This is a genomic window from Neorhizobium vignae (assembly GCF_000732195.1).
Taxonomy (GTDB): Bacteria; Pseudomonadota; Alphaproteobacteria; order Rhizobiales; family Rhizobiaceae; genus Neorhizobium; species Neorhizobium vignae.
Window position 1 is genome coordinate 71,179 of record NZ_JNNU01000025.1, and the last position, 9,680, is coordinate 80,858.

Genomic DNA, 9,680 nt, shown 5'->3' on the forward strand with positions numbered 1-9,680 from the left:
CGGAGATCACCATGCGCCTTCAGACAAAAGTTGGAATCCCAGAAGGACCGGAATAATTCGCACTTTACGCAAGAATTTCAGGGCGATACCAAAAAAGGTGAGGGGTTTTGCGTCCACTTGATTTTATTGGCGTTTTTTAGACGGTCCCCTCACCATAAGTGAGCCGGTACCAGGGGCGCTTCGGGCGGCAAATTGCGAGGCAATTCAATAAAAAATCGAATCTGCCAAATCTTGATAGACTGCTGTATCACTCGTGATGTGTTCAGCCAGAAGCACTTTAAATTTTTCCGCATTAATGCTCGTCTTGATACCACAGAATGACCTAATTAGTCCGAGGTCGTCTTTAAGGTTTTGGTCACTAATGCTGGTGACGAATGCATCATACGCCTCCTCTTCAAACGTCAGTCCATTTTCGATGCAATATTTTTGCAAGATTTCTTTGTCGAAAAGATAATTTTCAATTTCTCGCCTCCGCAATACTCGATGATTATCTGCGTTCTGCTTCAGGTAAAGCTGACGGGTTTTTTCGGTCGCTTCTTCGCCGGAGGCAATATCGCGATCCTTGAGGATCCATATTTCAAGTTCAGGAAAAACCTTCGTCAGGATCGCAATCGCGATAGCGCTGCGCTGATCGAGCTCGGTATTGCCCCCGCTTGATACAAAAAGAGTATCTGGGTGCCGTTCTGCAAAAATGGCGTTATAAACCTTCGCATCAAGACCGCGCTCGGATCCCCCACTTCCGGGAGTGTCTCGTCCTTCGCAGTAGATGATGCGTCGTGGACTGACGAGATGAACGAGGTCGTCCAAAGCGATTGAAAAAATCTCTCTCCATTCCAGATGTGAGGAGCGCAGCGGCGTAAGAGTGACCGGCTCGGATCCCAGCTTGAGATCTCGCCGGAAGTGAATGACCTGGCAGCTTTCTTTGAAGTCCTTCTGAAGCGCACGCAGGAAGCCGATGCTGTGCGTCGTGAGCCAGATCTGGCAATTCTCGGGAACCAGCTTATCGATCTCCTGGAGAAGAGCCTTCTGCATGCTGGTATTAATGTGGAGCTCAGGCTCATCGAAAAGGAAAACAGTGTCAGAATAATCATCTCTCCGGAGATACAAATCCAACAATATATCTACGACTTCCTTCTCCCCAGATGACAGAACATCGAATGGGAATTCGCTGTCCTGGTCGTTTTTAATGAAGTAAAGCGTCCCGCGAGACGATTCGATATCGCCGAGGCTGGAAATTTTTAGGTCGATACATCGCTCAATGGAGGCGTTGAGATCTCCGATAATCTTCGCTTTAGCTTCACTTGGCCTGCTGTCCGTATCATCGCGGTATTTGTTGTAAGCGCTGTGAAGACGGCGATAATTTTGTTCCATTTTTGCGTCGAGATCAGAGGCAGAGGAAGCACCATAGTCGTTGTTGCTGATTTTTTGGACTTGTTTGGTCTGGGTGATGTTCAGCTGACTGTTGTACCGATATGGACTTCTGAACGAAAAAATCGTTCCTTGCTCGCCGGTTTTGGCCTTTCGGTTGTAAACTGCATTATACTCACCTTCGGTGAAGTCGATTTCGATGTTCTGCCGGCCAACGGGTGTAACCCCATCAATCGAGTGGTAAACGTTTCCTCGGGCGGAGGTGCTTCCGATGTGCATGTTCATGGATTGTCGGAACATCAGGCCATCGAGAACGCTGCTCTTCCCGGATCCGTTGGGACCGACCAGCGCAATAATGCGACGAGGGTTATCACCTAGGTCGATAGTCAAATCGTGAAATCGCTTATAGCCGCCTTTAAGGCGGAGCCTTTTAATCTTCATTTTACCACCAGTGCAGGCGACGATCATCGATGAATACTAAAGTTTCATATAAGGCAAAATTCGATGTCGGTCCAATAGCAGCAGCTTGGGAAGCTTGGAGAACAAGAAGACAAACCAGCGTGGCGTGCACTGAACTTGGCCTCGCCGGGAAGCGCCCGGCGAGGCTTTTGCCACAATTTCAGAGGTCTTTTTTTGATGGAGCCTTGGATGCCGGCGGGTGGAAAGCATCGCCGTATTCTTGGGGACCTATTTCAACCCGAGAAGACCGGCCGTGTCGTTGCCGAGCGCTTCAACTTCCACAAATATGATAGTGATCTATGACAACTAGCTCACAGGGAGGTGAATATGAGAGTTGAGGACGGGCGGACCTATGTCGACAAGGAGGAGGTTGCTCGCCGTCTAATACATTCGAGCATTCGAAACATTTTAAAGCGCGACTGTGCGCTCACGACCCATCTAATTTTGGGGTCGGCCACCACACTTCTGCAGGAATATGCAAAGTCTATAGGCAAAGGAGTGTTGATAGATATTGATAAATTAGTGCGCCCGGAGTTTGCCAAAGGCATGAAGGACGCCATGAATTCACATTATAACTTCTTTAAACATGCAAACTTCGATGCTGGCCTCTCGATCGATGTTACGAACATCTCGCAGTCAAATGAGCTGGAGGCCTTTCGGGCCATCGTCGAATATTGGGCGCTCTTTGAGCCGCGTACTCACCAAATGTCCCTCTATTTCTCGGTCATAACTATTCTTTATCCAGACCTATATCGATGGGAGCTTCTGGAGAACGAAAAACCCAGTACGGCACGCATTCGGCAAGAGTTAGCCGCCTACGGAAAGGCAGACACCTTTCGGCTGGCGGCTAAGGCGCTAGACCTGCATCCGTTCCTGGAAGAAATCCAAGAAGACAAACAGCAGATCTATCGCAAGGCGCCCCCACATTACGACGGACCACCCCATCGCGACATGTTTAAACGGAAGTTTTAATGGAAAAGCAGCTGGAGCTTGGAGAACAACAAGGAAAAACAGCGAATATTGATGAGCAAGTGGTATGTTCGTACCTAAGCATTGCGACGATGAGGATTTGATCAAATGGCCTTTTTGGCGACTGTGGCTTGCAAGATATCATCTAGGGGAGATTTACCAGAAACAATCCCAACTTCTCCCCCAGGATCTGACAACGTTGATCAGTACGTGGTTCGATTGCTCGAAGACAAAACCACACGCTTTCTGGTAACACGCAGCACCTCGCAGCAAGGTTTGAGAGGGCTTTGGTTTGAGAGCATCGGCGAAGGTGGCCTCGAAGCCAGTGTCCCGTTCCGATGGATACCGCAGTTCGGGCTGAGATTCGAGCATCACTACAAAGGGTTCCACTTCACGTACAGTTCACCCTTCATCTTTCTTTTGCACCACTATTCGCGCTTCGCGTTCTTCTATCGGATGTATGACCGGCTCGCACAGCGTGTATTTAACCGGAAGCACCTCGTTCGCGAGGGTCGAATAGCTGTCCTTAGGTTCATTCATGATCGGACATTGGACAATCAGGACTTCCGCACATCAACGTTAGATTTGATGACGCAGATGTATTCAATCCGTTGGGTAATGCACCCGGATAAAAGCAGAACTCTAGGACACTACAATTTCGTTCTCCGCTCACTCCTAGCCGATGGAGACCTCGAACTAGAGAGCAGGAGCTATCGCCTGTCCCCCAAAGCTCTAAGCACCTTAGCCGCATTCGAAGAGGAGGATCGAAGGCATGCCGAAAACAGGAATCGCCAGTCGATCCTTGCGCTCCTCACCTTTGCTCTCCTGTTGATCGGCATCCCTCAGGCCGTGGCTGCCGCCATCCAGGCGTACCAGTTCTTTTATCCGCTGCCTAAGTGAGTGCGGTGATGGCACGGTCGATCGCAGGACTTTTGGCGCAACCGCTTTTCAGATTTACTTGATGACCCTCAATTGAGGGCGATCTTGCTTGTCTCTATGAATGCCATAGAGTGATGCGACCTCTTCTTCCTCAAGGACCAACATTTTAGCAAAATCAGAAATTGAATACTTCAGCTCGTTCTTATGCAAATCGATAATGTGCTCCCAAAGCCGTGTAGGCTCCGGAGCGAACTGCGTTTCGGCCGGTTCGGTCTTTCGCCAGCCCCTGGCGCTTAGCTGACGCCATAAATAACTGGTTTGATTTTCGGTAATCATCCGAGCAGACCCGGCGCGAAACAAAAGTGAGGCAACCGACACCCGCCAGTACCGCTTGAGTTGCACCAAGCGCTCAAGGGTAACCTTGCCGCCGATAAGATCGGAACGAAGTTGAGTAGCAGGCACAAGAAACTCGCCCGCAAACAAGTCTGCTTCTGATTCCATCTCCTCAGTCGGAACTGAGTGCATCAGTAAATGGCCGAGCTCGTGCGCGAGGGAATGGCGACGGCGATCCGCCGGCGCTTTACTGTTGAGAAATATGATAGGGGGAGTATCCCTTAAGCGCATCGTCAAACCGTCAACGTTCTCAACGAAGTCGCAGACGATCACCAATATTCCGGCCCTCTCGCACAGGGCGGTCAAATTCTTGATCGGCCCCTCAGGCACCATCCATGTGCGCCTAAGGAACTGCGCGACCTTATCTGCACCTCCCAACTCATCAACGTCCACCTTCGGCAAGGCGAGTTGCGGGGTGACGTCAATGGACGTGATGAGCCTTCGCAAATGCATTATCCTGAGGTTCAGCTCCGCGTGAAGCCGTCTCATATCAGTCGCGAGAACGGATGCTCGTTTCCGCCAAGCGACATCGTGGACACTGAGGGGGAGCCCCGAGATCTCGTCGTTCTGGAAAAAGAAATCCGGTGGAAAACGGAGAGCTTTCGCTACGGCGCCAACGGTCGACGGCGAGGGCTCACTGTTCAGGAGCCCCCGTTCGATACGAGAATAGTGACCTTGATCCAGACCGGCAGAAGCGGCTACCTCCGCTTGACTGAGGCCTCTGTACTGCCGAGCCAGGAGAAGTAGCTCGGTATTGAATGCTGGAGGCATGTTTTAGCCCCGATCTTTCTTGTCTTTGTTTTGATCCTGGTCCGGCCGCTTGATCTGAACAATCTTGGTCGCGTCGACATCGTCGTCGAAAAACGAAGGTTCCAGGGACTGCTGGATGCCCTCGGAGGATAGCTCAATCTTCCAAAGAAACTTCCCGTGGGAGCGGGCGGACAAGCCAACCCAAGCAACTGCCGTCTCCAGTTCGTCCAGAACGTAGCAAAGTTCGATGCGCTGTAGACCTTTCAGGCCCCACAGGTCAACTTCATGATCATCGAACGCGACGGCCTCTGACGTAGGATAGTTCGAAGTCGCAAGCGTATTGTCCGCGTGCTTGAACCTAAACAGTATCGCATCCTCGATGATGAAGGAGGCGGTATCGCGGTGGAACACCGCTTTGAAATCGTCATCCTCGTGACTTATTTTTTCGAGCTCACGGACGACTGCTTCCCAGATCAACGTTCGAAAAGTAGACTTCCTGACCCACCTTCCCCGCTCCGGATAGGCTTCCATCGCGGCATTCCATCCGCGGTGAACAGCGCTATAGACTTTAGGAGCGCGATCGCGCTCCATAAACACTTGCTGAACGTAGTCACGCAATGGCAGGGGCAACGGCGAATCTCCGATTTGATGTCATCTAAGTGTGTCAGCATTTTTTACAAAAACAAGCTCCAAATATGCACGGTGATATGCAGACGATGGAGTACCATGATCTATATACTGATCTACAGCGAAATTATTTTCCCGCCTGACTTTGTTTTAGACCGGAGGAGTCGTGAAACAGTATCGTGTTGTTATCCTTCGTGATCAGAAACCGGGACATGAAAAAACCTTCGCCGAGATACAGGCAATCGCATTCCTTGAGGGACTGAGCGCGGACTACCTCCGAGGTGACGCCCGATTTGTCCTGATCCGAGGTCGCGACGACCAAAGGGAAGCGCTCCTAGCTTGTATGGATGCGATCCGACAGCACAACACTGGCTCAAGAGGGATACGAACGGTCTTCTTGGACCTGAGCACTAGTTTGTGAAGCTTGCCCCTTTGTTTGTTTTCTGAAGTTGGCTGTAAAAAAGGGTCCTTCGCGTCAAAAAAGTCCGAATATGTTCGATGGCGCTGTAAAAACGTCTCCAATCTTTTCAGCGAGGACGTCCGCTCTATCTCGGCTGGATGACCGACGTTCCTTCGCCATCCGTCCCACCTGACGACCTGAACCGCCACATCCTTTGTCAGATGGCGATCGAGTTCCCATTGCAGGAGATCATCGATACTGCGGTGAAAGCCGGCTGGGGAGAGGCCGAGGTGCTGACGGCGATCATAGAGGTGGCGGATAACCTGGTGCTGGCTCACGGGTCGAACTCGGAGTTGGACGCTCTATTGAAGGCGCTGAAGCGGAATACGGAATAAACCCTAAAAGAAGCCCGCCGAAGCGGGCAAATTTGGGGGGGGATTTGAAGGAGTAGACGAACGCAGCGGCCTGGGAGGGAGATGCGCTAGTTGGCATCAGGAGAGCGGTCGCTGCGTCCGACCTTCTAACTGGGCCAATCTCAAAACGTTCCGCACCAATGTTTTTCTCAGTCTGGGAGACGGTAGACCTCGGCCGAATCGCCAGGGTCACGCAGCCCCTTGAACGACGCATGCCGGAGCTTCCCGTCGTTCGTCCATGCGCGGCACTCAAATTCAGCGACATACATCGGCCCGGTCATCACCAGGCTCTTGCCCCGGGACCCTGTCGACCGGCACCCTCGTCTTGATTTTGTCGAGCATCTTCTTCAGCCGTCGTGCGTCGTCATGCTTGAAGCCGGTACCGACGCTACCGACGTATTTGTAGCCGTCCCGGTACCGCGCGCCCAGCAACAGACTGGCGATCGCGCCGGGCAGCGCCGTTGATGGCTCGTAGCCAATGACGGCGAAGCTGTCGCTCTGGATGCACTTGATCTTGAGCCAGTCGCCCGTCCGCCCGGAACGATACGGCCGGTCGCGATGCTTGGCGATGATGCCCTCAAGGCCGAGCCGGCAGGCGTGGGCGAGAAACGCGTCCGGGTCGCCGTCGAACTCTTCGGAGATCCTGATCGCCCCGGCCTGCTCGTCGAGTACATCCTCAAGAAGATGGCGGCGGTCGGCGTATTCGAGGCCGCGCAGATCGTGCCCGTCGAGATAGAGCAGATCGAAGGCACAGAGGATCGAGTTGCGTGATGGCAGCTTACCGCCGGCCTTACCCGAGGCACCAAGGGAGTTCTGCAGCAGGCCGAAGTCAGACCTCCCTTGCTCGTCCAGGACAACCGCCTCGCAGTCGAGGATCATGGTGGTCGGGCCAGCGCCTTGGCCGCGTCAGCGATGGCTGGGAACCGGTGTGTCCAGTCGTGCCCGCCTCGGGTGATGATCCGGACGCCGGCCGGCTCGATATGCACAGCCAGGCGATACCCCGTCCCATTTGATCTCATGAAACCATTCATCGCCGTGGGGTGGCTTGCTCTTCAGGAGCGCAAGGCAAGGCTCGACCCGGTCCGGCATGGGATCGAACGGAAGATGCGGCTGCTTCGGATCGCGCCGCTTGACCGGCCGGCTTTGCAGCGGCGCGTTTCCCTCGTGCAAGAGCGCCTTGGAGCGCCTCACGATGACATGCGGCGGTGGAAGCCGTCCAGAAGTTCGACGGCTCGATACAGCACCTCACCAGAAGACGGTGAATAATCGGCGGCGATTTCCTGATGCTCCCGGTCGATCCTTTCCGCCAAGCGTTCGATGTCCGTGGCGGCTTTGTCGTGCACCGCTCGCGACATCAAGGCCGTGTAATGCAGGCTGCCGGCGACCCTGACTAACACCTGATCGCGCTGCTCGATCGTGAGATCTGAAAACGCCGAATCACTTTTGGGGATCAATTCCCCTTTTGTGCTTATCTCACCAGCCATATGCAAAACTCCATGATTGAGTGATTCGCGACTCAATCGAGAAACGGCGTGATGGTTCCGAATCGGGCTTGCCGGAACTTCCTGAATGGTGGTCGTGCAAATTTTTTTGAGCGATGGTAGGAAAGCGCTACCTCTCTACGTCCTTGGTACGAAGACGGAGAGAGATCATGTGCGGACGCTTTACCCACCACCTGCCGTGGTCGGAGATCCACCGACTGTATCGGCTGACGCTGGACAAGGACCGCGGCCGCAACACCGAGCCCAGGTACAACATTGCGCCGACGCAGAACGTGCTCTTTGTCCACCATGACAGGGACGGTAACCAGGTCGTCGACGAGGGGCGCTGGTGGCTGGTTCCGCATTGGGCGAAGGAAATGCCGAAGGCCACGCTGTTCAACGCCCGCAGCGAAACCGCGCCGACCACGCCGGCTTTTCGCGATGCGTTCAAGGGCCGCCGGTGTCTGATCCCCGCCGACGGCTTCTATGAATGGACGGTCTCGTCGGAAGACGGGAAGAAGGATCCCTGGTACATCGTTCAGCCCGGCGGGGCGCCCTTCTCCTTCGCAGGCTTGTGGGCGCACAATGACAAGCTCGGCGTGACGAGCTGCACGATCTTGACAGCGGCAGCAGAGGAGCCGATGCGGCAACTTCATGACCGCCAGCCGGTTATCCTTGATCCCACCTTCTATGACGAGTGGCTGTCGGCCGAGACGCCGGCTCCGCAGGCCACGGAACTGCTGAAACATCATCTGGACGGCCAGCTCCAGTTCCACCGGGTTTGCAGGGACGTGAACAGCTCCAAGTTTCAGGACGCAATGGCGATCAATCCGCTTTAGGAGAACTGCCGTGCCAACGTTCGTCGACCATCACCGAGACTACCGCATCGCGATCTACAGCCCGAATGACCGCTATGCCGTCATAACTTCGCCTGGGAGCAACGCCGTCCTGAAGCTTGGGGAACAGGTTCCGCGGGCGACCGTTGTCGAGGGCCTGGGAATCTGCCTTGAACGGGCGCGGCAATTGATTGACGGGCTGGTCCAGGGATCGACCGAATAACCCCGTTGACTCTCCGGCTGACCAGAACATAATTAGAACACTGGACTGCGACCGAGGCGGTTATCCATAATTGATCCACAGCGTTATCAACACGCTTAGGCGTGAAGGAGAAATCATGTCTAAGGGCGACAATGGCCTGAGGCATCTGGGGGAGCCCATCTGCGCCAAGTGTGGCGGCGGGCTGATCTATGAAGGCGACGCGCCGGCCCCAGACGACATTATCGAGTGCGAGAACGCAAAGTGCGGGCGCAAAGGCACCTATGCCGAGGTGACGGCCGACTGCGAAGCGATCTACGCGCAGTTCCAGGATTGGTATCTTCAGCAATCCGCGCTGGGGGGGCCTACAATGAAGGAGATCCGAAGATGGAAGCCCAAGGGCAAGCGCAAGTTCACGATGAAAATCGTGGGCGCCGGCAGTGCCGATGATCTCAGGCGGGGGTTTAAAGCCATCGAGCTATGATGTCTGCCTGGACGAAAAAACATCGTTGGCAACGGACATGGGGAATCGAGACCGGCTTAGACGGCAAGCCTCACGAAGACTACGCAGCCTACGACGGCGATCAATACGCCGGAAGAATTCGGTTCGACCACGAGAGCCCCAACAAGGGACAATGGATGTGGTCAGGCGCATATCCAGAGGGATGGAAGGGATCACCGATCATGCCGAACAACGGATTTAAGCCAACCGCCGCAGAAGCTGCCCAAGCCGTCGAGGAATATTGGGACGCGATGAAAAAGAAGAACGGGTTGATCGATGAGTGACGAACGCACAGCAACCCACCCGGCCGCCCCGGTGCATTTCGAACACTGGTGCGAGCACCCTGGCTGCAAACAGTGGGGCGCCTGCGGATTCGAGCGAGATAGGTCGAAGACGGACTGGTT

Annotated in this window: 11 protein-coding genes and 2 pseudogenes; 7 read left to right on the top strand and 6 right to left on the bottom strand. The window is 54.2% G+C overall.

Going from position 1 to position 9,680, the window contains the following annotated elements:
* Positions 1 to 204: 204 nt before the first annotated feature.
* Positions 205 to 1,836: an AAA family ATPase gene (locus GQ59_RS26820; RefSeq protein ID WP_244448076.1), complete on the bottom strand. Its 1,632-nt coding sequence runs from the start codon at positions 1,834 to 1,836 to the stop codon at positions 205 to 207.
* Positions 1,837 to 2,154: 318 nt separating this feature from the next.
* Between GQ59_RS26820 and GQ59_RS26825 the strand changes: the two genes are divergently transcribed.
* Both GQ59_RS26825 and GQ59_RS26830 read left to right on the top strand, forming a co-directional pair.
* On the top strand, positions 2,155 to 2,799 hold the full coding sequence (locus GQ59_RS26825) for a hypothetical protein (protein WP_037087153.1): 645 nt from the start codon (positions 2,155 to 2,157) through the stop codon (positions 2,797 to 2,799).
* Positions 2,800 to 2,904: 105 nt separating this feature from the next.
* Positions 2,905 to 3,696 (top strand): hypothetical protein, encoded by a 792-nt coding sequence (locus GQ59_RS26830; protein ID WP_152564473.1) that lies wholly within the window; start codon positions 2,905 to 2,907, stop codon positions 3,694 to 3,696.
* A 54-nt stretch (positions 3,697 to 3,750) separates the two neighbouring features.
* On the opposite strand, the gene GQ59_RS26835 is transcribed toward GQ59_RS26830, so the two are convergent.
* The 3 genes and pseudogenes from GQ59_RS26835 to GQ59_RS26840 all read right to left on the bottom strand — a co-directional run bounded on the left by GQ59_RS26835 (position 3,751) and on the right by GQ59_RS26840 (position 5,448).
* Complete coding sequence (locus GQ59_RS26835; protein WP_244448077.1) at positions 3,751 to 4,515, bottom strand: ImmA/IrrE family metallo-endopeptidase; 765 nt, start codon at positions 4,513 to 4,515, stop codon at positions 3,751 to 3,753.
* A gap of 138 nt (positions 4,516 to 4,653) precedes the next feature.
* A pseudogene (locus tag GQ59_RS33655) lies at positions 4,654 to 4,839 on the bottom strand (helix-turn-helix domain-containing protein); the annotation flags it as partial.
* 3 nt (positions 4,840 to 4,842) lie between these two features.
* Positions 4,843 to 5,448 carry a hypothetical protein gene (locus GQ59_RS26840; protein ID WP_037087157.1) on the bottom strand — a complete coding sequence of 202 codons (606 nt, stop codon included), beginning with the start codon at positions 5,446 to 5,448 and terminating at the stop codon, positions 4,843 to 4,845.
* Positions 5,449 to 6,003: 555 nt separating this feature from the next.
* On the opposite strand from GQ59_RS26840, the gene GQ59_RS26850 reads away from it, so the two are divergent.
* On the top strand, positions 6,004 to 6,240 hold the full coding sequence (locus GQ59_RS26850) for a hypothetical protein (protein WP_037087161.1): 237 nt from the start codon (positions 6,004 to 6,006) through the stop codon (positions 6,238 to 6,240).
* A 167-nt stretch (positions 6,241 to 6,407) separates the two neighbouring features.
* On the opposite strand, the pseudogene ligD reads toward GQ59_RS26850, so the two are convergent.
* Positions 6,408 to 7,452, bottom strand: a pseudogene (gene ligD, locus GQ59_RS26855) (non-homologous end-joining DNA ligase).
* Positions 7,446 to 7,742, bottom strand: a complete 297-nt coding sequence (locus GQ59_RS26860; RefSeq protein ID WP_037087163.1) for a hypothetical protein — start codon at positions 7,740 to 7,742, stop codon at positions 7,446 to 7,448. Before GQ59_RS26860 ends, ligD begins: the two are co-directional and overlap by 7 nt.
* A gap of 167 nt (positions 7,743 to 7,909) precedes the next feature.
* On the opposite strand from GQ59_RS26860, the gene GQ59_RS26865 reads away from it, so the two are divergent.
* The 4 genes from GQ59_RS26865 (at position 7,910) to GQ59_RS26880 (ending at position 9,560) form a co-directional block, all read left to right on the top strand.
* The gene (locus GQ59_RS26865) at positions 7,910 to 8,578 is read left to right on the top strand and encodes an SOS response-associated peptidase (RefSeq protein WP_037087165.1); all 669 of its coding nucleotides are present in this window, start codon (positions 7,910 to 7,912) and stop codon (positions 8,576 to 8,578) included.
* Positions 8,579 to 8,588: 10 nt separating this feature from the next.
* Entirely contained in the window at positions 8,589 to 8,798 is a 210-nt protein-coding gene (locus tag GQ59_RS26870) for a hypothetical protein (RefSeq protein WP_037087167.1), read from the top strand.
* Between the two features lie 115 nt (positions 8,799 to 8,913).
* Complete coding sequence (locus tag GQ59_RS26875; protein WP_037087169.1) at positions 8,914 to 9,258, top strand: hypothetical protein; 345 nt, start codon at positions 8,914 to 8,916, stop codon at positions 9,256 to 9,258.
* Positions 9,258 to 9,560: a hypothetical protein gene (locus GQ59_RS26880; RefSeq protein ID WP_152564474.1), complete on the top strand. Its 303-nt coding sequence runs from the start codon at positions 9,258 to 9,260 to the stop codon at positions 9,558 to 9,560. Before GQ59_RS26875 ends, GQ59_RS26880 begins: the two co-directional genes overlap by 1 nt.
* Positions 9,561 to 9,680: the final 120 nt, after the last annotated feature.

Excerpts from the sequence above, each read along its gene's own strand:
- GQ59_RS26820 (WP_244448076.1), bottom strand. The coding sequence starts at position 1,836 with ATGATCGTCGCCTGCACTGGTGGTAAAATGAAGATTAAAAGGCTCCGC.
- GQ59_RS26825 (WP_037087153.1), top strand. The coding sequence starts at position 2,155 with ATGAGAGTTGAGGACGGGCGGACCTATGTCGACAAGGAGGAGGTTGCT.
- GQ59_RS26830 (WP_152564473.1), top strand. The coding sequence starts at position 2,905 with ATGGCCTTTTTGGCGACTGTGGCTTGCAAGATATCATCTAGGGGAGAT.
- GQ59_RS26850 (WP_037087161.1), top strand. The coding sequence starts at position 6,004 with ATGACCGACGTTCCTTCGCCATCCGTCCCACCTGACGACCTGAACCGC.
- GQ59_RS26860 (WP_037087163.1), bottom strand. The coding sequence starts at position 7,742 with ATGGCTGGTGAGATAAGCACAAAAGGGGAATTGATCCCCAAAAGTGAT.
- GQ59_RS26865 (WP_037087165.1), top strand. The coding sequence starts at position 7,910 with ATGTGCGGACGCTTTACCCACCACCTGCCGTGGTCGGAGATCCACCGA.
- GQ59_RS26875 (WP_037087169.1), top strand. The coding sequence starts at position 8,914 with ATGTCTAAGGGCGACAATGGCCTGAGGCATCTGGGGGAGCCCATCTGC.
- GQ59_RS26880 (WP_152564474.1), top strand. The coding sequence starts at position 9,258 with ATGTCTGCCTGGACGAAAAAACATCGTTGGCAACGGACATGGGGAATC.